The organism is Nitrosospira sp. NRS527, from assembly GCF_018406445.1.
Classification (GTDB): Bacteria; Pseudomonadota; Gammaproteobacteria; order Burkholderiales; family Nitrosomonadaceae; genus Nitrosospira; species Nitrosospira briensis.
The window spans coordinates 903,856-926,431 of record NZ_AP024515.1; the positions used below are offsets into that span (position 1 = coordinate 903,856).

Here is a 22,576-nt window from a genome sequence, read left to right on the forward strand (position 1 = left end):
TGCAAGAGTGGTTATACAGTCGATGCATCTTATCGCTCCGACACCACGGCCATTATGCAGTATGAGGGTAGAGCCCGGGAAATGATTGTGGCGATATCGGGCAGCGGTGCACGCTACGTCGGTGGTGGGCTGGAATGGTGGACGAAGGGTGTGGGGCAAGGGTCACAAGGGACACTCTTCCGTCATGAAGATGATGGGACTACAGGAGAAATAATCGAGATGTGTGTTCAAGTGACGAGTACAAGATCCCAAGATTAATGAAGGGGTTATCGGATAGATCGTTCGATGCAGAGAGGTTGGTTGTTAATTCAAAGTAGTAGGTCGGGCTCTGCCCGACGATGAAAAAGTTGTCGGGCAGAGCCCGACCTACCATTCCTGCCGATCACGTATTTATTACAGTGCCAGCGTTCAAATAGTAAAAAAGTCTTGGATTTCCGTTCCCAGGAAAGACGATATTTATTGTTAAATCATCGGTCTTATAATACGTATTCGCCACTCTAATAAATAGCCATATGTCATCCAACATCTCCAATATTCGCCCCCAACCCGATCAAGTGCTGGTGGATATCGCTGATTACGTTGTTGATCGCAATATCTCGAGCACCCTTGCTTACGAAACCGCACGCCATTGCCTGATGGATTCACTGGGTTGTGCGATGGAAGCGCTTACTTACCCGGCCTGTACCAAGCTGCTGGGGCCGCTCATTCCCGGAACCACGGTGCCGGGCGGAGCGAGAATTCCCGGTACACGATTCGAGCTCGATCCGGTGCAGGCGGCATTCAATATCGGCACGATGATTCGCTGGCTCGATTTCAACGATACGTGGCTGGCAGCGGAATGGGGTCATCCATCGGATAATCTGGGTGGGATACTTGCCGTTGCGGACTGGTGTTCGCGCAAGGCTGTGGCCGAGGGAGAGAAGCCTTTCACGATGCGCGACGTACTGACCGCGATGATCAAGGCCCACGAAATTCAGGGTTGCCTTGCGTTGGAGAACAGCTTCAACAAGGTTGGGCTGGATCATGTCGTGCTGGTGAAAGTGGCTTCTGTCGCGGTCGTGATGCATCTGCTCGGGGGAAACCGCGACCAGATCGTTGACGCACTCTCACAGGCCTGGGTGGATGGACAATCGCTACGCACCTATCGCCATGCCCCCAATACCGGATCGCGCAAATCCTGGGCGGCGGGCGATGCCACCAGTCGAGCCGTCTGGCTGGCGCTGATTACGCTTAAAGGCGAAATGGGCTACCCCTCGGCACTCACTGCCAGGACCTGGGGTTTTTACGATGTACTGTTCAAGGGCCAATCGTTCAAATTCCCGAGGCCGGTCAAACAATGGGGTTCGTACGTCATGGAAAACGTGTTGTTCAAGATTTCCTTTCCCGCCGAATTTCATTCCCAGACGGCAGCAGAATGCGCAATGCAATTGCACGTCCATTTGAGGGAGCGAATCGCCGATATCAAGAGAATCATCATCCGCACTCACGAGGCTGCGATTCGCATCATCGACAAGAAAGGGCCGCTCAACAACCCTGCGGACCGCGATCATTGCATTCAGTACATCGTTGCGGTGCCGCTTATTTTTGGAAGACTTACCGCTGCCGATTATGAGGATACTGTTGCCGCCGATCCGCGAATCGACGAGCTCCGCGAAAAAATAACGTGTGTCGAGGATCCGCAGTTTACCAGGGATTATTACGATCCTGAAAAGCGTTCCATTGCCAACGGTCTGACGGTGGAATTCAAGGACGGCAGTAAGCTGGATGAGGTCGTCGTGGAATACCCCATTGGCCACCGATTCCGCCGCAGCGAAGGCACTCCACTACTGGAGGAAAAATTCAGAATCAATCTTGCGCGCCGTTTCCCGGCAAAGCAACAAAAGGCGATATTCGACCTTTGCCTTGATCCAGGAAAATTCGAAGAGATACCGGTCAATCAGTTTGTCGATATGCTTGTGATTTAACCCGGGGATTCTTCCAGTGGAATACCTGGATCCATATCAGCCCGATCCATGCTCACCAGTATCCGGATTGCTACGGTTTTCCGGCAGAGCAGGATCGATATCGAGCAATATTTTAATTGCTGCCAGTCTGACCTTCCACGATGGACTTGTCGCGGGGTCCGTCGATAATCCCGCCACCAGCTGTTCCACTCCGTCGACCTTTGCGGCATCGCAACTGGCCAGAAAATGACGCAATTCATCACTACTTGCAATACCGGTGCGTCGAACGAAATCCGGATAGTCTTCCCGCAAGTGGGTGGCAAGCCAAGCCTGGTCTATCCATTGCTTCAGCTGGCCGTAGCTGAAACTGGTGCGTACCGCCAGATCCACGGCATCGGCGTTGCTCAGGTTTTCAATATTATCGAAACCCTCCCGTTCCAGCCTCAGTTCGTGCGTATAGCTCATTCCCGCAAGCATGGAAAGTGGAAGCGCGCGATAACTATCGTCGGAAACGATACCCTTCATTATCCTGAGTGCGATACGTTCGATTGCCAGTGTCGCCCGTTTTGGATAGAAGCCAAAGAAAAAGGCCATGACCGGAAGCAGACTCAGGCTTGCCGGAAGCGCTGCACTTGCCCTCTCAGAATTGCCTTGCAGGCCGCTCCGTGCGCCGTCTCGTGCGCCATCTTGTACCGCTTCGCCAGTAGTCGAGGCGGCAGTGGAGGGCAAGGATTCGGCCGCAGGCATGGAATCGGCGTCTTGTTCAACAGCTGAGGTAGAGGCTAATTTAAGCTCGGTAGGGAAAGCGAAGTCGAAGGCGAAGGAGAGCACCAATGCCAGTATGCTCGCGACGATCATGCGGATAGCGCCATCGACGAAAGTGAGAGAGGTCAGATCCATTGTGAAGTACGCACGGACTACGGAACCGACGAAATAGACATATGCGCCCAGGAAACCAAACTGGAAGGCGATCTGGTTTCGGATAAGATGGGAATAATAGGCTTCCGGATTTCTTTCGTATAATTCTGCGAAAGGCCCCATCATCAACATGTTTGCACCAAGACTGAAATCCACACCTATTCCACCTGCTGAAGAGATGGGTTTGAACAGCAACAGGATCGAGGTGCCAAGCAGCACGATAGTCGTGGTCAACCAGACACTCCCCCGATAGGCACTAAAGGAAGCACGCCGCCCCATCCTTCGGCGGATTTCGCTACGACGCTCGGCTGGAACCTCGCGTTGCAATCGTTGTTCCTTGCGGTTCGACATGATTTGTATATAGCTTAGAGCAAGCGATGGCACGACCAGTACCGTCAGCAATGTCATGACGAGGTTATACTGGAAAAATACCGGGTCAAACCAGTGCGCAATAGCCCGGAAATCGCGGTACGGAAGCCCATCAGGGCCTGTTGGAGAACCAAGTGCGGACTCGAGCCCAAGGCCGATAATAAAGGCCCCTGGCACTACAAATATCGACCAGTCGTACCAGGGCATGTGCCATTTCTTTCCTTCGTTTTGATCCATGCTATTCCCCTTTACTTGTTTTTTCCTCTGCCGCGGCGATAGCCTCGGCGGCTGCCCGTTTCCAAAAACGGAGGTGATCGAAAGGCCTCTCGGATCGAATATCAGGCAAGCTCAGGCTCCACCCGAGCAGTTCCACGTGATCCGCGCGCATGATGCCACGAAATTTTCCCCATTGCGCGGAGCTAAGCGGAACCATTCCGTCGTTATCCTCGGAAATAATGCACCCATAGGGTTTGAGCCAGAATGGAAGCTCATCAGCAGGACGGCAGCCCGCGTAGGAAGCGTAATCCACATCCTCGCGGTCCGGGATAGACATGGCTGCACATGCCTTTGGGGTCAGTTCATCCAGCGCCGGGCGGCCAATGTACCGAAACCAGGCCGGAATCGGCCCGCGCGATTCAAGCATCCATGCTGCCAATGGGCTGCCGCGGTGCGGAGTGGAAATAGTAAGCAAACTTTTTATGCGGTGATCCGGATCGAGATAGCTAATCAGATATCTGGCATCCAGCCCGCCCATGCTATGCCCCACCAAGGCAAAGGTAGATGTGTTGCCGCGAAGAAGTTTTGAGGCAAGCGTTTCCGCGCGCTCGGCTATGGTGCCGGCGGTGGGCACTTCGGGGATAAGGGGCGTAATATGCATATCGCGCAATGCTCCCTTTACGCCGCGAAAATATTCAATAGGCCCTCTATGTGAGAAACCGAGAAAACCATGCAACAGAGCCAGCGTGGTGCGTGCCATAAAAAGTGTTCTTATAAGAAAACCCAGCGAGCCGCATCCAGATCAGCGGCAAAGGTTGCGGCATGCTGCGCGCCCAGATAGGGGGCCGAACTGCATTATCACCGTCCTCTTCTTCATACTAGACAATATTCCGGGTTCAAGCGCCATTTAGGGATTATGCTACTAACATTAATGGTCGTGAGAAAGTAATCTCTTCGCTGGGCTCCAATGATAGACTCGTCCCTTTCCTCTTGTTCCATCGGATACAAGCGTTGACTGAATCTAGAACCTCAACGGCTCAAAATCGCGAGACATAAGGAAGTTCTGAATAAGAGCTGCGCGGAACGGTTCAAGCGGAATATAATTGAATGCGTGTTCATGGTTAGCCAGATCGACATCGATTCAAGCCAAACCAATGTTATACATAAAATGAAAATAACCTGCGACATCAAAGGCAAGATAGCACTTGTCACGGGAGCGAATCGCGGAATAGGCAGCGCGATAGTCGATGCTTTCCTGCATCATGGCGCAACGAAAGTCTATGCCGCGGTTCGCAACCTGGATTCTGCCATACCCCTGACCGAGCATTATGGCGACATGGTGGAACCTGTTCAGTTGAATCTGGCTGAACCGGAGACTATCACAGCGCTGGCGGATAGAACGAGCGATGTTCAGGTGGTGGTTAACAATGCAGCTGTCTTCAAGGCTTCAACCCCGCTGGACAGCGATGCGATAGATTCGCTCGAGTTGGCGATGAAGATCAATGTATTCGGGCTGATCCGCATGGCGCAAGCCTTTGCTCCCATTCTGAAGTCTAATGGCGGCGGTGCGTTCGTCCAGCTCAACTCGATCGCATCATTGAAATGCGCTTCGAACTTTGCGACCCACTCCGCTTCCAAGGCGGCCACTTACTCTCTCACGCAGGCGTTGCGCGAGTTGCTGGGCCAACAGGGCACAGCAGTGCTCAGCGTGCATCCCGGCCTTATCGCCACTGACATGTCCGATATGGCTGGCTTGAGTGGAAATGCCGAGCCTTCGTCCGTCGTGGCGGAAGGTATAATCGCCGCACTGAAATCGGGAGATTTCCATCTTTTTCCCGACACAATGGCCAAACGCATCGGGCTTGCCTACCAGAGTTTTTCCAGGAGCGTAATCGAAGCTGATATTGCAGAATATAAGGCGGAAAAAAATAACAAAGATATCGCCAGGTGATCTTGATCGAGGATCGTCAAACGGCTCGCTCAGTTTGGCTTGCTCGGTTCAGGGGTCGCAGATTCTGATCCATCCGGTGGGAATGATTTCCGCAAATCCTGGTTCGACCGATACGGCAATTTTTTAAGGAGTATCCATGACTCACAATCCATTCAACACACAAAAGGAAATCGCTCTTTCCACGAACAGGAAAGCAAAATTTTATTCTTTGCCTGCACTCGAAGCATCGGGCGTGGGTAAGATTTCACGTCTGCCGATCTCCCTTCGTATTGTGCTGGAATCGGTTTTGCGCCATTGCGATGGCAAGAAAGTCACAGAGGCCCATGTGAGGCGGCTCGCCAACTGGCAACCCAATGCAGCGCGGATGGATGAGATTCCCTTTGTGGTATCGCGCATCCTGCTGCAGGATTTCACCGGTGTACCGCTCCTGGTCGATCTGGCGGCAATGCGTGGTGTGGCGGAAAAAATGGGCAGGGACCCTAAGCTCATCGAGCCGCTGGTGCCTGTTGATCTAGTGGTTGACCATTCGGTTCAGGTCGATTACTACGGTAACGATCAGGCGCTCAAGCTCAACATGGAAATTGAATTCCGTCGCAACAATGAGCGTTATGAATTTATAAAGTGGGGCATGCAGGCATTCGACACGTTTACGGTAGTGCCCCCGGGCATCGGTATTGTGCACCAGGTGAATCTGGAGTATCTCGCCCGCGGGGTGCACCAGAAAGATGGCGTGGTGTATCCGGATACATTGGTCGGCACGGATTCACATACCACTATGATCAATGGCATCGGAGTCATAGGCTGGGGCGTCGGGGGGATCGAAGCGGAAGCTGGAATGCTGGGGCAGCCGGTTTATCTTCTCACTCCCGACGTGGTCGGTGTAAATCTTACAGGCCGTTTGCGTGACGGCGTCACCGCCACCGATCTCGTTCTGACCGTTACCGAGATGTTGCGCAAAGCTCACGTGGTGGGCAAGTTCGTGGAATTTTTCGGCGAAGGTACCGCGTCGTTATCCGTGCCCGATCGCGCCACTATCGCCAATATGGCACCTGAATATGGCGCTACCATGGGTTTCTTTCCCGTGGATGACGCCACCATCGAGTACTTCCGCGGTACTGGGCGTAGCGAAGAGGAAGTCGCCGCGCTTCAATCCTATTTTCAGGCTCAGGAGATGTACGGTACACCCCGCAAGGGAGACATCGATTACACACGTGAACTGGAGCTTGATCTGGGCAAGGTTTCGCCCTCGCTGGCAGGGCCTCGGCGCCCTCAGGACCGCATTGAAATCGACAATATTAAATCCAGGTTTACCGAACTCTTTACCAAACCCGTTGTGGAAAGCGGCTACGGTAAAAGCGCGACAGATTTGAACCTACGTCATCCAGTGCGCAGTTGTAATGACAAAGAAATGGGCAGAGAGGCTCACATCGTCGGCGCAGGGCAGGAAAATATTCCCTTGCAACTGGGGAGCGCAAGGAATGTTACGGAGATGGTCAGCAATCGTCCAATACTGGATACGGACGAAGCACCGGTATGCATATCGAACGGCCCATTCGATCTGGGCCACGGCGATGTGGTGATTGCGGCGATTACGTCCTGCACCAACACTTCGAATCCCAGTGTGCTGCTTGCAGCGGGCCTGCTGGCAAAGAAGGCAGTAGAGAAAGGACTGATGGTAAAGCGGCATATCAAGACTTCGCTGGCCCCTGGGTCGCGTGTGGTGACGGAGTATCTCAAGGCTACCGGCTTGTTGGCCTACCTGGAAAAACTTGGTTTTAATCTTGTAGGCTATGGCTGTACCACTTGCATAGGCAACTCAGGGCCGCTATCCGAACCCATCGAGGAAGCGATGGGAGCAAATGATCTGGTTTGCGCCGCGGTGCTCTCCGGCAATCGCAATTTCGAAGCGCGAATTCACTCCAGCATCCGCGCAAATTTCCTTGCTTCTCCGCCGCTGGTGGTGGCATATGCCATTGCCGGGACCATGCTCAGGGATTTGACGACTGAGCCATTGGGTTTCGCGGAGGATGGGACAGCTGTCATGCTTGCGGATGTCTGGCCGCGCGAGGATGAGATCCACGCATTGATGAAATTCGCCACCAATGGGGAAACGTTCCGTCGGCTCTACAGCAATTTGACCAAGGATCATCCATTATGGAACGATGTTTCGGCGGTTTCAGGCCAAGTGTACACTTGGCCAAAGTCCACCTATATTGCCGAGCCACCGTTCTTTGAAGATTTTTCCATGCAGCCCGGGCAGATCGGCGAAGTACGGAATGCGCGCGTCCTGGGCGTTTTCGGTGACTCCGTGACTACCGATCACATCAGTCCTGCCGGTGCCATCAAAGATACTTCGCCCGCGGGAAAATACCTGCTCTCAAGCGGCGTATCAAAGCACGATTTCAATAGTTATGGGGCGCGCCGGGGGAACCATGACGTGATGATGCGAGGTACCTTCGCTAATGTACGTATCAAAAACCTGATGATACCGGGCAGCGAGGGGGGCATAACCCTGCATTATCCTGATGCTCAGCAGATGAGCATTTACGATGCAGCCATGAAATATGTGGCGGAGGGCGTACCGACGCTGGTATTTGGAGGAGAAGAATACGGTGCTGGATCAAGTCGCGACTGGGCTGCGAAGGGAGCACAATTACTCGGTGTCAAGGCGGTAATTGCCAGGAGCTTCGAACGTATACACCGCAGCAATCTGGTTGGCATGGGCGTGTTGCCGTTACAATTCAAAGGGGACGACAGCGCCCAATCGCTCGGCATCAAAGGTAATGAACAATTTGATCTTCTGGGTTTGCACGATGTCCGCCCGCAGCAGGATGTGACACTCGTCATCCGTGAAGAAGATGGTTCAAGCCGGAAAATCGATTTACTGTGCAGAATTGATACGACCATCGAGGTGGACTATTACCTGCATGGCGGCATCTTACCTTACGTTCTCAGAGAACTCATGACAGATTAGCAGCCTGTCATCATGCGACAAGCCGGACTACTCAGCTTGAATCAGGTTGGGGAGGGCGAAACCTGGTTTTCGCTGAAGTAGTCCGGGGCTCTCCTCAGTTTACGGTCCGTAGCTCTTCTTCCTTGTTTCGGCTCGTGTTTCGCACAACCCGATCCAGACCCTGCTGAGCAGGAAAATAAGGGGTATCATTCCATAGCAGGCGGTCATACTCGGTGTTTACCACCGTATAACATTCGCATACTGAATTTTCCAGCTCTTCACGATCCAAAACCGTGATATGACCACGGCTGTAGTGGATTGCACCTATTGTTTGCAGCTTGAGAGCAGCCTGAGTCACGCTTTCGCGGCGGACACCCAGCATGATCGCAATCTGCTCATGTGTCATTTTCAACTGCCGACGCGGCAATCGGTCCAGGCTCATCAGCAGGAAGCGGCATAACTGCTGCTCTATATTATGGTGGCGGTTGCAAACAGCGTTCTGCGCTGTTTGGGTAATCTGCGCTTGAGTAAAACGAAGTACCAGGTGCTGTAATCCGCCCCTCAAATCGAACTCTTTTTTCAGTATCCCTGCTTTCACCCGGTAGCCCTCACCCGTGCTTTGTACAACCACGCCGGCAGGCATGCTGCCGCTGCCTAAAAGAGACGAAATACCGGTGAGCCCTTCATTACCGATTATTGAAAGTTGCACGGATGCCCCGTTCTCGACGCCATATAAAGGCGCAACAATGCTGGTCGTGGGAAAATATGCATGAGTAATAGGCGAACCCGGCTCATGAATTATTTTTCCCAATGGCATTGATATGAACTCAAGAAATGCGAAGAGTCGTCCATAATCCTCTCGCGGCAGGGCGGCGAGAATGCGATTTTGCTTCGGGCTGTGCAGTGGAGACATAATGAGAACTCCTTTGTGTTGAGCCGTGCCGCCGAAGTGTATCCTTCGCTCGTGACACTACTATGATGACAGTGATTTAGAGGAAATCCGCTGACCTTGGCTTGATGTGCTTTACGCTGGCGCCTATTTCCTCTGCCAGCCTTCCAACAGGAGGATAAATGCTTTGATCAGGCTGGTACTTCAGATGATCCTGACCTTGGTACTGCAATTGATATATAAAGAAGCATTTATCATGCCAGGCGCTATTAAACCTTCGTGAACAGGAGGTTATATAAAATAAAGGGACAAAAGCAGAATATGACAATATTTTATGTTGCCTATGAGCAACATAAAAGGATCGCCTAACTATAACTCATTGATAGTTATGGATTATTAGCTGTCTCCAGATAGAGACTAGCTAAATATACATTAAATCAATAGGTTATATAGATGTGCGAAAGAGCGCTAGCGGCTAAGGGTAATAACAGCGACGGGATGAGATGAGTTTGGCTCGTATGCGGGGCGATGCTACTCTATGTTTGAGTCGTTTTGGCGTGTCGTTACCCGCTTACAAAATTCCAATGGCAGATCATACGCACGCCTTACCGATGTTTTTAATTCAATTTTTGACAGAAATTTCCAGATTGTCTATCAACCGGGTTTTGCCCAGCCGGGCCGCTCCCAGTATCACCAGGTTTTCATCTTCCTTGCACGCTGGAGCCAGCGTATCGCGTTGCCGGATGGAAATGTAATCAATTTTCCAGTGATGTTCGTGGAGCGGTTTCTTTGCGTTTTCCTCCAATCCATGAAAATTTCTGTTGCCGTTCTCTATCTCCTGCTTCACCTTCAGCAGCACTTGATAAAGCCGTGCTGACTCGACGCGTTCCTCGTTCGTCAGATAGCGATTACGAGAACTCGACGCCAGATTGTCTGGTGCGCGTACCGTTTCTCCCGCGACGATCTTCACCGGCAAATTCAACTGCCGTACCAGTTCACGCATGATATGCAGTTGCTGGTAATCTTTTTTACCGAATATCGCTGTCTGGGGCTGCACGATATTCAGGAGTTTCAGTACAACTGTGGCTACGCCGCGGAAAAACCCGGGGCGAAATTCACCCTCGAGAATATTGGCTACGGGTGGTGGTTCCAGCATGAACTGCTGCGGCACAGGATAAAGATCTTTTTCCCCGGGTGCAAAAACCATATTGGCGCCCCCGTGATTTTCCAGCAATTCGCAGTCATCAGCCAGAGCCCGGGGATACCGGTCAAAATCTTCTCCCGGCGCGAATTGCAGACGGTTGACGAAAATGCTGACCACGACGAAATCCGCTTCCTGCTGTGCGAGACGCACTAGCGACAGATGACCCTCATGCAGGCTACCCATGGTCGGCACAAAAGCAATGGAAGACTTATGCCTAAGGCGCGCCCGCAAGGATGAGATATCGGCAACAAGCTCCATGCTTCAATCCAAAAGTCAGAATGCATGCTCCGGCCCGGGAAATTCTCCAGCTTTCACCGCCCTGACATAATTTTCAACCGCTTCATGTATCCCGTTCGCGCCAGTCAGGAAATTTTTCATGAACCTGGCTTTCTTTCCGGAATAGATCCCCAGCATGTCATACAACACCAGTACCTGCCCCGAGCAATCTATCCCGGCTCCGATGCCGATGGTGGGAATGGACAGTTTGTTGGTAACTTCTTTTGCGAGCGCAGCGGGGACTACTTCCATCAAGAGCATTGCGGCACCGGCGCTTTCCAGGGTGACCGCGTCTTCCAGTAACTGTTTTGCCTGGTGGTCAGTCTTGCCTTGCACCTTATAGCCGCCTAACTGGTGTACGGATTGAGGTGTCAAGCCGATATGGGCGCAAACCGGAATACCGCGACGGGTCAGGAATTCAACGGTTTCAGCCATGACGGAACCCCCTTCAAGCTTGACCATATTTGCTCCCACGGCCATTAGCTCGGCCGCGTTCTCGAAAGTGTCCTGGGGGCTTACCTGGGACGTGCCAAAAGGCATATCGGCCATAATGAATGCCTTGGTCGAACCGCGTGAGACGCAACGGGTATGATAGATCATGTCATCCAGCGTAACGGGGAGGGTGCTCTCCTCTCCCTGAAGCACATTACCCAGCGAATCGCCCACAAGCAGAATATCAACACCGGCGTTTTCCAGTAACGTCGCAAAGCTTGAATCGTAGCAGGTGAGGATCGCGATTTTCTCCCCATCATCCCGCATCTTCTGTAAAGCGTCCTGTGTAGTGCGCATGCTTGAGCTCCTGATGTAGTGCGTCAGATAGTCCTGACTTGAAATGACCTGATATTGCTATCGACCTGGCTAAATCCCAAGATTGAAATACTCCCGAGGGCCGCGCATCTGCTCCACCTGCCTCAACAATAGATCAAAATCCGCCTGCCTATCGACAAAGTTGAGATTTTCGCTGTTAATTATCATTAATGGCGCATCTTCGTACTGATGAAAAAAACGGGTATAGCTCTCTGTCAGCCGGTACAGGTATTCCGACGTAATATTATTTTCAAAAGCACTGCCGCGTCGTTTGACCCGTTCAATCAGCGTCGCGGGAGACGCCTGCAAATAAATCACCAGGTCGGGTGACGGCGCCTCGGGCTGGAGGTGCTGATAAATTTTTCGATACAGGTCATACTCAGCGTCGCTCAGGGTCAGCCTGGCAAAAAGCGGATCCTTGTCGAGCAGAAAATCGCTGATGGTGGGCTTGGCGAACATATCGATTTGCGCCAGGCCCTGTAATTGATTGGCTCGCTGGAACAGAAAGAACAATTGTGTCGGTAGCGCATGGCGGGAAATATCATCGTAGAATTTTGCCAGAAAAGGATTTTCGCCCGGCTTTTCCAGCAGCAATTCGCTGCCCAGGTGACCGGCGAGACGCCGCGCCAGACTGGTCTTGCCCACGCCTATCGGCCCTTCCACCACGATGTAGCGATATTCTTCCAGCTTCACTGCGCTTGCTCTCGTTCGACTTGCTGTCCTGCGCACGCAGCCAGCAATTCGGCAATCGAGCCGTGCCCGGGAATATGGCAGTGTGGCGTAATTTCCTGAAGCGGTTGCAATACAAACGCCCTTTGATGCATGCGCGGATGCGGCAGAATCAGGCAATCCTCGTCCCATTGCAGCCCATCATACATCAATATATCGAGATCAAGCGTTCGCGGCGCGTTGAGATATTCACGCACGCGCCCGTGATAATGCTCGATTTCAAGCAGGGCTTTGAGCAGGTCGTGGGGGGCGAGCGCAGTTTCAATCAGCGCTACCGCGTTGATGAAATCAGGCTGATCGGTACGCCCCATTGGCGCGCTGCGATAAAGCGAGGAATGCGCCAGCAGATGGCTTGATGGAAGGCGCGCCAGCTCCTCAAACGCTTTCCGTATCTGCGACGCAGGATTATCCATGTTGCTGCCTAATCCGATATATGCCTGGGAAACGGCGTGACGATCTGATATGCGATTCATGGTACCGGACTATTCCGGCTCGTCCGCAACTGCATTATCGGGGCTCGCGGCATCGGAGGAGGCGGATGTTCGTCGGCCACGGCTTCTTCGGCGCTTCTTTTTCGCCTCATCCTTGAAAAGCATGGCTTCACGTTCGCTGGTACTGGCATGCTGGAACGTTTCCCACCATTTCCCCAGCTCCATGTCGACCTCGCCGCTCTGGCAACGCAGCAACATGAAGTCATATGCGGCGCGAAAACGCGGATGTTCCACTAAACGAAATGGCCTGCGTCCTGACCTGCCCATGAAGCGTGGCTGCATTGCCCAGATTTCCTTCATGATGGCATCGTACCTGCGCGGGATCGCGAGATTTCCATTTTGTATCGCCAGCACGTCATCCATCGCCTGATGCAAAGCAGGAATCAATTTTTCTTCCGCAGCCTGGCGAACGTTCCACCTCGCAAGTACTTCGTGCCATAACAGGGCCGCAAACAAGAAGCCGGGCGAAACCGGTTTTTCCTGACGAACACGCTCATCCGTATTTTTGAGCGCGAGCGTAATGAAGCGCTCACCCAGCGGTTGCTCCAGTATAACGTCCAGCATCGGCAACAAGCCGTGATGCAATCCGCGTTTACGCAAATCGGTTACGCAGGTCAGCGCGTGACCGGATAGAAGTAATTTCAACATTTCGTCAAATAGCCGCGACGGCGGCACATTCCGCAACAGAGGAGCAAGATCGCCAATCGGCTCGGCGGTAGCCGGATCAATCTGCATATCGAGCTTTGCCGCAAGCCGAACTACCCGCAGCATCCGCACCGGATCTTCGCGATATCGACGCATGGCGTCGCCGATGATGCGCAAGCGTCGTGCCTTGATGTCGTCATAACCGTTCAGGTAGTCCCAGATTTCTTCGTGGACAGGATCGAAAAATAATGCATTGACGGTAAAATCACGCCGCCTGGCATCTTCTTCCTGGCTGCCGAATATATTGTCGCGCAGAAGGCGTCCATGCTCGTCAGCATGCGCGTCGGCTACAGTCCCTTCATCCTCGCTGGCGGATGTGCTCCCGCGAAAAGTGGAAACCTCCACTGTCTCGGCGCCGCACATCACATGCACCAGCCGAAAACGGCGGCCAATGATGCGCGAACGGCGGAAAACGGCGCGTACTTCCTCAGGTGTCGCATTCGTGGCGACGTCATAATCTTTCGGCTCCAGTCCAAGAAGCAGGTCACGTGCTGCGCCACCGACGACGAAAGCGGAATATCCAGCTTCCTGCAGGCCTGATGTGACTTTCAGCGCGCAGGGATTGATGTGGCCGCGCATAATGCCATGTTGTTCACGTGGAATGATATGCGGCTCAGCGGAAGAAGAGCGGGTAGAAGGGACGGGAGCAGATGAGTTGCGGCTGAAGACGCGGCGGAGCAGTTTACGGATCATTACGAAATCGGGAAGCCTCTGAATAAGTCTCGCACGGGCGAACTCATCAAAAAGGTGAGGTTAAGTGATGCAGAAAGTACACTGCTGAACATGGTGCCCACAAAAAGATGAGCTGAAAATCGCCGTCGGCTGCTGGATATGGAATTATCCTAAATCCGGCAGTTGGACGGGGTGGAGTGTGCGGTTTTTGGGGTGCAGGGCAAGGCGCAACGACGCGGAATGGTCGTTCCATTCCAAGGAGTTGCAACGCAGCCATGTGCCGCAAAAACCGTTCAATTCGCCCCGTAGCGAACTCACTAATAAGGTGAAGGCCAAGTGATACAAAAAATCTTTGTGGATCATTGCGCTAAACTAAAAAATAAGCGGTCAACTGCCGGATTTAGGATTATACACGCGGCATCGTTTCCGGCACGAAATGGCGGGTGCTTCCGAGAACGAATTCTGTCATATTACACTGGTAAAGTGCTTCGAGATTATCCCGGCTAAGTACTTCTTCAGTGGTTCCCGCAATGGTGCGGCCATTGTCGAACAGCATGAGAATATGGTCGCAGAAGCGATTTGCCCAGCCAATATCGTGGAGCACCATGACGAGCGCCTTGCCCTGAGCGGCCAATTTGCTGAATCGTCTCATTGCACTCGCTTGATGGCGCAGATCCAGGTGTTGCAGCGGTTCATCCAGCAAATAACATTGTGGCGCCTGGGCGAGCAACAAAGCAATACGCGCGCGCTGGCGCTCGCCGCCTGAAAGCGTAATAAATGGACGGCGGGTGAGTTCGGTCAATTCCATTTCCTTGATGGCTTCACTTGCGATTTCGTGGTCGACAGCCTGCCAGCCAAACATATTTTGGGCATGGGGATATCGTCCAAGCAACACATATTCATGTACATTTCCCCAGAACTCGCCCGACTCTTCCTGCAGCATAACGCCCAGAATGCGGGCAAGTTCGCGCTGAGACCAGGCTTGTGGCGTTTTTCCCGCCACTATTACCGGTGGCTCATCGTTTCCATTGGCGCGGCCCAGACCGGCCAATGCATGGATCAATGTCGTCTTGCCGCAACCGTTCTGGCCGAGTATTGCCCAGCATTCGCCTGGATTGATGGTCAAGCTCAGGTTTTGGCACAGTATTTTGTCGGGATATCGAAGATTTAGATTCCTGATCTGTAAAACAACCTTTCTCTCCATTTGTGGCGCCATGTTTAATTCATGAAGCAATCCGAATCACAAACGTCGATACCGGTGCTTTTTATACCCGCAGGTATTCAATTTTTCTTCCCATCCAACGCTGAAGATGGTGTTTCGCAGCTTCCGGATAGTCACGCAATAATTCCTCGGCGGCGGTGCGAGCCGCATCAAGTAAATCCGCGTCCTGTTCCGGATCGGCAAAGCGCAGCAGGGGTACACCGCTTTGGCGGGCACCGAGAAACTCGCCCGGACCGCGAAGGCGCAAATCCTGACGCGCGATTTCGAAACCGTCGGTTTGCTCGAAAATAATTTTGAGCCGCTCCCGGGCCGTCGCGGATAAAGGCTTCTGATACAGCAATATGCATATCCCTCCTTCTGCTCCCCGTCCCACGCGACCTCTTAATTGATGCAATTGTGCCAAGCCCATACGTTCGGCATGTTCGATCACCATTAGCGAGGCATTCGGCACATCCACTCCTACCTCGATAACGGTGGTGGCGATCAGTAGATGGATCTCACCTTGCGCGAATGATTCCATCACTGCCGACTTTTCCTGGGAGGGGAGTCGTCCATGCACCAGGCCGATTTTCAATTCCGGGAAAGTCAGGCTCAACGTTTCGTAAGTCTCCAGGGCTGTCTTGAGTTGCAGGGCCTCGGATTCCTCGATCAACGGACAAACCCAGTAGGCCTGTTTGCCCGCACGGCAGGCTTCCTGAATACGGGCGGTGACTTCATGGCGCCGCGTATCCGCGACCAGCTTGGTCAGGACCCGGGTTCTGCCGGGCGGCAGCCCGTCAATCAACGACACATCAAGGTCGGCATAATAGCTCATCGAGAGGGTGCGCGGAATGGGCGTGGCGCTCATCATCAACTGATGCGGTCTGGCGCCGCTTTTCGTGCCCTTTTCTCGTAATGCCAGCCGTTGGTGAACGCCAAACCGATGCTGTTCATCAATGATCACAAGGCCCAGTCTGTCGAATTCGACTTGCTCCTGGAATAGTGCGTGGGTGCCGATGGCAAGCATGGCTTTACCTTCGGCGATATCGGCCAGCATGATTTCCCGCTGTTTTTTTTTCTGATTGCCGGATAACCGGGCAATCGTCATGTCCAGATGAGCCACGAGCGGAGCAAGCCAGGCGGAAAGCTTCTGATAATGCTGTTCAGCAAGGATCTCGGTCGGGGCCATCAGTGCGGCCTGATAATTATTTTCGATGGCTTGTAACATGGCCAATGCCGCCACGACGGTTTTGCCGCTGCCTACATCTCCTTGCAACAGTCGTTGCATCGGATGGGCCACAGCCAGATCGCGGCTGATTTCAGAAAAAGCCTTTTTCTGCCCGCTGGTGAGTTCAAACGGCAGCGATGCCAGCAGTGCTTCAGTCAACTTGTTTCTGGAAGACAGAACGGGTGCGCTGCCGCTGCGGCGCTGCCGATAATGCAAGCGCATGGACAATTGCTGAGCCAGCAGTTCATCGAACTTGATCCGGCGCCAGGCGGGATGGGTACGTTCCTGCAATAGAGCGACCGGCGCATCCGGTGGAGGTTGATGCAGGAACAAGACGCTGTCCTCGAAACCCGGGAGCTGATAATGCGTTAATACCGCATCAGGCAGCGTTTCCGAAAGATAGTCCCATTGACTGCCTGCATCCACGGTCTGCTGAAGTACTCGACGGATCAGCTTGCGTATCGTTTCCGAAGAAAGTCCGGCAGTGGTGGGATAAACCGGCGTCAGCGCATCGGCCAGCGGTTCCTGCTCCCCCACGAGCCGGCATTTTGGATGGACCATTTCAACGCCAAAAAAACCTGCCCGGGCTTCTCCAAGCAATCGCACTCGCGTGCCGGCGGAGTATGTTTTCGCCAGGCTACCGTAGAAATTGAGGAAACGCATAAACAACGTGCCACTGCCGTCTTCTATCTGACAAACGAGTTGCCGGCGGGGGCGATACATGATTTCGCTGCGGGTAATGACGCCCTCGACCTGTACTGTCTTGCTGGCAGGCACATCATTGATGGGATAAAGATGTGTTTCATCTTCATAGCGCAGCGGCAAGTGCAGCACCAGATCGAACTCATCGGCAATGCCCAGCTTGACGAGTTTCTCCTGCACCGTCTTGCTGCCCAGATGAGAAGGGGCATGAGGCGTGGGAGTACATTCTGTGTTGCCCTTCACCCCGGCAATACCAGCACCGCGTCCATTTCCACCAGCGCGCCACGCGGCAGCGCCGCTACGCCTACTGCAGCGCGTGCCGGATAGGGCGCATCAAAGTAGCTGGCCATGATTTCGTTTACTTTTTGAAAATTGGCGAGGTCTATCAGATAGACATTCAATTTGACGATATCGCCGAGGGCACCGCCACTTGCCGCTGCCACGGCATTCAAGTTTAAAAATACCCGATGGATTTGCTCCTCGATTCCATTTACCATCTGCATGGAAATCGGGTCCAGGCCGATCTGGCCCGAAACATAAACCGTATCTCCGCCGCTTACACGTATCCCCTGGGAATAGGTGCCGATTGCCTGGGGCGCATCCATAGTTTGTATTGTCTTTTTTTTCATGTATTCTCCTCGGGTTGTAATGTGACTTCGCTCTAAAGGCCTGCAAATTTGGAACTATGAAGGTTGGCTTTGCGATATGATGACGGGAATTTCCGCACATTTCAACCGTAAAATCCCAAGCTCGATACTCATCATTGCCACTAAAAAAATAGAATGCACTTATAGACTTATCATCAGCCTCAAGGTGCGGACACAAAATTCACATGGCATATGATCAACCTTCAGCGGAACGTGAATTTTACACGCGTCCATATTGCCGCAATATCGGGCTTGAGAAACTTATTATCGCTAATCCGATAATAAGTAGCGCATGTATTGCTCATAACTTATAAGTAACAGTCTATGCAAAAACTGATCATACAGGGCGGCGAGCCTCTTTTCGGAGAAGTCCGCATTTCGGGTGCAAAAAATGCTGCCTTGCCAATTCTATGCGCTTCTTTGCTTACGGGTGAAACCCTCACGATAGAGAACGTTCCGCATCTGAACGACGTAACGACCATGCTGAGTCTTCTTGAGCAGATGGGCATCGGCGTCGCAGCGAACGACGACAGGACAGAACTGACTGCCGCGCAACTTTCTCATCTGGTTGCGCCTTATGAGATGGTAAAAACCATGCGTGCCGCAATTCTGGTGCTGGGCCCGATGCTGGCGCGCGCAGGTGCGGCAAGCGTGTCGCTGCCGGGCGGTTGTGCTATCGGCCTGCGGCCTGTTGACCAGCATATCAAAGGGTTGCAGGCGATGGGTGCGGAGATCGATATCGAGCATGGCTACATTCATGCAAAGGCCAAGCGCCTCAACGGTGCGCACATCGTCATGGATATCGTCACTGTCACCGGCACCGAAAACCTGATGATGGCGGCAACGCTGGCCGATGGGACGACCATACTCGAAAACGCAGCGCGAGAGCCGGAAGTAACGGATCTGGCTAACTGTCTTATCGCAATGGGTGCGAAAATTCATGGCGTCGGCACCGATATCATCACGATCGAGGGCGTGGAGGCCTTGCATGGCGCAACGTATCGCGTCATGCCCGATCGCATTGAGACCGGTACGTTCCTGGTCGCCGCTGCTGCCAGCGGCGGCGAGATACACCTCAGGCAAACCCGCTCCGGCACGCTCGATGCGGTGCTCGACAAGCTGATGGAGGCAGGTGCGGCGATTGAATCCGGAGAAGACTGGATATATCTGAAAATGAATAATCCATTAAAGTCGGTAAATCTGCGAACCGCGCCTTATCCGGCGTTTCCTACCGATATGCAGGCACAATTCATGGTGCTGAACAGCGTCGCCACGGGTACTGCAATCATTACCGAAACCATATTCGAAAATCGCTTCATGCACGTGCAGGAATTAAAACGCATGAATGCCGATATCAAGGTCGAGGGCAACACTGCAGTAGTATGTGGCGTGGCCGGTCTCGACGGCGCCAATGTCATGGCCACTGACCTTCGCGCCTCCGCCAGCCTGGTACTGGCAGGACTGATTGCCAGGGGTGAAACCATCATTGATCGTATCTATCACCTCGATCGCGGCTATGAGCACATCGAGGACAAGCTATCCCGGTTGGGGGCGAAAATCAGACGAGCAAACTAGCAAGTCCAGTTATTCTATTGGCCAAAAAAGCGGCGAAATATGAACCGGCCAGACGCTTTTGCAAGCTGCTGCGCACTTCAGGGCAATGTCATGGCAAGACGAAAACCCAGATAGCGCATGCGTTTGTTCGTATCGAACCAGTTGCGGGTGATAGCCCGCATGTCCTGAGGCCGGTGATTCCACGAGCCGCCAAAAAACATACGCTTTGCGCAATTGCCTTGCCAGCAGGTATCCGTCCATTGCCAGACATTTCCCATCATGTCGTATATCCCGAAGGCATTGGGCTTGAAACTACCTACCGGCGCGGTTTTTCTGTTATCCCACTCGCTTCCGCAGCCATCGCAGTTGGCATTATTACGTCCGACATCGTTGCCCCAGTAATAGTCGCTGGTTGAGCCCGCCTGCGCGGCGATTTCCCATTCGTCTTTAGTCGGCAGACGGTAGGCTTTCCCGGTTTTTCCCGATATCCACTGTATATAAGCTTGTGCATCGTCCCAGCTCACATTGATCACGGGTCTGCTGCCGCGTCCCCAGCCATTGTCCGGGGCTTGATATCCCCCGCAGCCCCCCGCCGCCACACAAGCATCCCATTCTTTGAAAGTGACGGTATATTTCCCGATCGCAAATTTATTGCCCGGAATGGGTATCATTTCAGGACACTCGGAACAAGCTCCGCCGTCTTCGTTCTGACGTCCGGCTGAATTGGATAAAGCTACCGTTTGTACCGTTTGCTGCTGTTTGCCTACCTCATGCTGGGAGGTTAATCGTATGCCGCTCGTTGTTGCCGCTAGTATTACTTTCTGAGCCATATGACCGTCTATCCGGCGTTTACCTTCAAATGTCTCGCCATTATCGCCACGGGTTCTTTCCTGTATTTCCGCAATTTGCATGCGTTTATCGTTGAATTCGCCGGTGGTCATTCCCCTCACGGCATTATCTTTATAATCGGGCTGGGCACTGGATGCGAATGTACCCGCTTCGGTAGATGCTGCAAAGACCAAGGCGAGCAGGACAGTAGACAAAACTGATTTCATGAATTCCATTTGAACGCGGATGGGGGGATTTTTTCGATTCATGTGTGGGTACCGGGAGCATAGCTGCCGGGGTGCATGGCACATAGCCACTATCATGAGTGCTTCCAGCCTATATGGTAGCTGATGCCAGCCAGATATGGGGAAAAATAGACTTGCAGAGGGGGCCCAATTCCCATTAAAGCGATCATTTGTTAAATCCCGAATTCAAGCGTAGTCTTTCCTAATTCCTTTAATTGCTCCGGATAAAATGAATACGGTAGCGGTTCGCTGTTGCATCGCGGGTGGGGGTCCGGCCGGCATAATGATGGGGCTGCTATTGGCTCGCGCGGGTGTTGAGGTGCTGGTTCTGGAAAAGCATGCGGATTTTCTGCGGGACTTTCGAGGGGATACCATCCATCCATCCACATTGGAAGCCATGCATGAGCTTGGATTTCTCGAAGCGCTACTGGAATTGCCGCATCAAAAAGCACATCGGGTTAATGGTCAGTTTGGCGCGCTTGCGTTGACGGTGGCTGACTTTGGTTACTTGCAAACCCGATGTCCCTTTATCGTTTTTATGCCGCAGTGGGATTTCCTGAGTTTTCTTGCTGAACGGGCAGCTCGATATCCTACGTTCAGCTTGCGAATGAACGCTGAAGTGACTGGACTCATCGAGCAGGAGGGACGTATCGTCGGGTTGCAGGCGGTGACACCGGAGGGTCTGCTGGACGTGCATGCGAGCCTTGTGGTCGGAGCGGATGGCCGGCATTCCACTGTGCGTGCGCGTGCCGGACTGAAGGGTATCGAGTATGGCGCGCCTATGGATGTATTATGGTTTCGGCTGTCTCGGCGCGCCGGGGATCCGAAAGATCCTGTCGGACGTTTCGATGCGGGCAGGGTCTTTGTCATGCTGAACCGGGACGCCTACTGGCAATGCGGTTTCGTGATCCCGAAAGGTTCCTATGCGCAGGTTCGCGAGCGAGGGTTGCCGTCATTACGCGACACGATTGCGGAGCTGGCACCGTTTGTAGCTGATCGTGTCGGTGAACTGCAAGACTGGGAAGCGGTCAAGCTACTCACTGTTCAGGTCGATCGGCTGCATCAGTGGTATTGCCCGGGCCTTCTCTGCCTTGGTGACGCGGCACATGCCATGTCCCCAATCGGCGGTGTTGGAATCAACCTGGCAATTCAGGATGCAATTGCCGCATCGAATGCACTGGCCGCGCCGTTACGGGAGGATAGACCTACTATTACGGCGCTGCGGCGGATTCAACAGCGTCGCGCCTGGCCAACGCGCATGACGCAGCGATTGCAGCTCTTTCTCCAGAAACAGGTCATTGGCCGTGTATTACTGGGCGATGATTCTCTTTCGCCGCCAATTTTTTTCCGTCTACTTGCGCGCTTTCCCTTGCTGAGGTGGATTCCTGCCCGATTAATCGGTATCGGGTTTCGTCCCGAGCATGTCAAGACGCCTGACATATGGCCTCGCTGAGCTGGACCGATCGCTAATCTGCTCACGGCATGTCAGTTGGCACGTTGGTTTTGTTTTCCCCGGGAACTCGAAGGCACCATCCCTGCCGGTCGATTAAACTATCACATGCCGGTTTTTTTTATGGCCGACTGATAGTTGGTGCGCTAGCGCACCGAACCCTCCGGAAAATTCACATAAATTAAATCGCAGCAATATTGCTGAGTTGATAAAGGATGCAGCCATGAAATTTTCTACAAAATTGAGAGCTAAGTTATTGGCACTGGCAAGCGCGCTGGTTTTCGGCGTGGCCGGTACCGGGATAGTTCATGCGGCTGAGGGTGATTACGACATGCCGGATTCGATAGCGCCCGGTGATTCCGGGGCCGTGAGGGACACGGGTTCCCCGAACCAGGACGAAAGCATAAAAGAGAAATGGAGTAAAAAAGATCGGGCCGCGACCAAGACCACCCCCAAGTATGACAACTCAAGATACAGCACCGACGGAACGGAAAGGTATGACGACGATGAAGGAGACAGCGGCACAGGCCCCAAGCTTCCAGGCCGCTATTAACGATGGTGGTGAGGGCTGACATCGGGGTCAGGCTGCTGGCAGAGT

General features: G+C 53.2%; 18 protein-coding genes. 6 read left to right on the plus strand and 12 right to left on the minus strand.

Translation table 11 applies throughout. The annotated features are described in order from the left end of the window. Positions 1–512 precede the first annotated feature (512 nt). Positions 513–1,964 carry a bifunctional 2-methylcitrate dehydratase/aconitate hydratase gene (locus KJS40_RS04080; protein WP_213539157.1) on the plus strand — a complete coding sequence of 484 codons (1,452 nt, stop codon included), beginning with the start codon at positions 513–515 and terminating at the stop codon, positions 1,962–1,964. Between the two features lie 36 nt (positions 1,965–2,000). Here the strand turns inward: KJS40_RS04080 and KJS40_RS04085 are convergent, their stop codons facing one another. Both KJS40_RS04085 and KJS40_RS04090 read right to left on the minus strand, forming a co-directional pair. Beyond that, positions 2,001–3,467 carry a hypothetical protein gene (locus tag KJS40_RS04085; protein WP_213539158.1) on the minus strand — a complete coding sequence of 489 codons (1,467 nt, stop codon included), beginning with the start codon at positions 3,465–3,467 and terminating at the stop codon, positions 2,001–2,003. A 1-nt stretch (position 3,468) separates the two neighbouring features. After that, the gene (locus tag KJS40_RS04090) at positions 3,469–4,206 is read right to left on the minus strand and encodes a thioesterase (protein WP_213539159.1); all 738 of its coding nucleotides are present in this window, start codon (positions 4,204–4,206) and stop codon (positions 3,469–3,471) included. Between the two features lie 408 nt (positions 4,207–4,614). Here KJS40_RS04090 and KJS40_RS04095 point away from each other — a divergent pair, with 408 nt between their 5' ends. Together KJS40_RS04095 and KJS40_RS04100 are read left to right on the plus strand one after the other, a co-directional pair. Beyond that, positions 4,615–5,397, plus strand: a complete 783-nt coding sequence (locus tag KJS40_RS04095; protein ID WP_213539160.1) for an SDR family oxidoreductase — start codon at positions 4,615–4,617, stop codon at positions 5,395–5,397. A gap of 136 nt (positions 5,398–5,533) precedes the next feature. Continuing rightward, positions 5,534–8,371: an aconitate hydratase gene (locus KJS40_RS04100; protein WP_213539161.1), complete on the plus strand. Its 2,838-nt coding sequence runs from the start codon at positions 5,534–5,536 to the stop codon at positions 8,369–8,371. 94 nt (positions 8,372–8,465) lie between these two features. Here KJS40_RS04100 and KJS40_RS04105 read toward each other — a convergent pair whose 3' ends face one another. The 9 genes from KJS40_RS04105 to KJS40_RS04145 form a co-directional block, all read right to left on the minus strand. Next, the gene (locus tag KJS40_RS04105; RefSeq protein WP_213539162.1) at positions 8,466–9,263 is read right to left on the minus strand and encodes a Crp/Fnr family transcriptional regulator; all 798 of its coding nucleotides are present in this window, start codon (positions 9,261–9,263) and stop codon (positions 8,466–8,468) included. A 598-nt stretch (positions 9,264–9,861) separates the two neighbouring features. Further along, complete coding sequence (gene panC / locus KJS40_RS04110) at positions 9,862–10,701, minus strand: pantoate--beta-alanine ligase (RefSeq protein WP_213539163.1); 840 nt, start codon at positions 10,699–10,701, stop codon at positions 9,862–9,864. Between the two features lie 15 nt (positions 10,702–10,716). Continuing rightward, on the minus strand, positions 10,717–11,508 hold the full coding sequence (gene panB / locus KJS40_RS04115; RefSeq protein ID WP_213539164.1) for a 3-methyl-2-oxobutanoate hydroxymethyltransferase: 792 nt from the start codon (positions 11,506–11,508) through the stop codon (positions 10,717–10,719). A 69-nt stretch (positions 11,509–11,577) separates the two neighbouring features. After that, a complete protein-coding gene (locus tag KJS40_RS04120; RefSeq protein WP_213539165.1) occupies positions 11,578–12,219 on the minus strand; it encodes a deoxynucleoside kinase in 642 nt (213 codons plus the stop codon). Continuing rightward, positions 12,216–12,728: a 2-amino-4-hydroxy-6-hydroxymethyldihydropteridine diphosphokinase gene (folK, locus tag KJS40_RS04125; protein WP_213539166.1), complete on the minus strand. Its 513-nt coding sequence runs from the start codon at positions 12,726–12,728 to the stop codon at positions 12,216–12,218. Before folK ends, KJS40_RS04120 begins: the two co-directional genes overlap by 4 nt. Positions 12,729–12,737: 9 nt before the next feature. Beyond that, entirely contained in the window at positions 12,738–14,144 is a 1,407-nt protein-coding gene (gene pcnB, locus KJS40_RS04130) for a polynucleotide adenylyltransferase PcnB (RefSeq protein WP_213539167.1), read from the minus strand. A 385-nt stretch (positions 14,145–14,529) separates the two neighbouring features. Next, a complete protein-coding gene (locus KJS40_RS04135; RefSeq protein ID WP_244859689.1) occupies positions 14,530–15,249 on the minus strand; it encodes an ABC transporter ATP-binding protein in 720 nt (239 codons plus the stop codon). A gap of 139 nt (positions 15,250–15,388) precedes the next feature. Then, positions 15,389–17,497, minus strand: coding sequence for an ATP-dependent DNA helicase RecG (gene recG / locus KJS40_RS04140; protein ID WP_244859690.1), 2,109 nt, complete (start codon positions 17,495–17,497; stop codon positions 15,389–15,391). Further along, positions 17,494–17,883 carry a RidA family protein gene (locus KJS40_RS04145; RefSeq protein WP_213539168.1) on the minus strand — a complete coding sequence of 130 codons (390 nt, stop codon included), beginning with the start codon at positions 17,881–17,883 and terminating at the stop codon, positions 17,494–17,496. Before KJS40_RS04145 ends, recG begins: the two co-directional genes overlap by 4 nt. Before the next feature lie 342 nt (positions 17,884–18,225). Between KJS40_RS04145 and murA the strand changes: the two genes are divergently transcribed. Then, on the plus strand, positions 18,226–19,476 hold the full coding sequence (gene murA, locus KJS40_RS04150) for a UDP-N-acetylglucosamine 1-carboxyvinyltransferase (RefSeq protein ID WP_213539169.1): 1,251 nt from the start codon (positions 18,226–18,228) through the stop codon (positions 19,474–19,476). A gap of 77 nt (positions 19,477–19,553) precedes the next feature. On the opposite strand, the gene KJS40_RS04155 is transcribed toward murA, so the two are convergent. Continuing rightward, positions 19,554–20,510, minus strand: a complete 957-nt coding sequence (locus tag KJS40_RS04155) for a formylglycine-generating enzyme family protein (RefSeq protein WP_213539170.1) — start codon at positions 20,508–20,510, stop codon at positions 19,554–19,556. Between the two features lie 247 nt (positions 20,511–20,757). Between KJS40_RS04155 and KJS40_RS04160 the strand changes: the two genes are divergently transcribed. Next, positions 20,758–21,981 (plus strand): FAD-dependent oxidoreductase, encoded by a 1,224-nt coding sequence (locus KJS40_RS04160; protein WP_213539171.1) that lies wholly within the window; start codon positions 20,758–20,760, stop codon positions 21,979–21,981. A 220-nt stretch (positions 21,982–22,201) separates the two neighbouring features. Beyond that, positions 22,202–22,531, plus strand: coding sequence for a hypothetical protein (locus KJS40_RS04165; RefSeq protein ID WP_036575441.1), 330 nt, complete (start codon positions 22,202–22,204; stop codon positions 22,529–22,531). Positions 22,532–22,576: the final 45 nt, after the last annotated feature.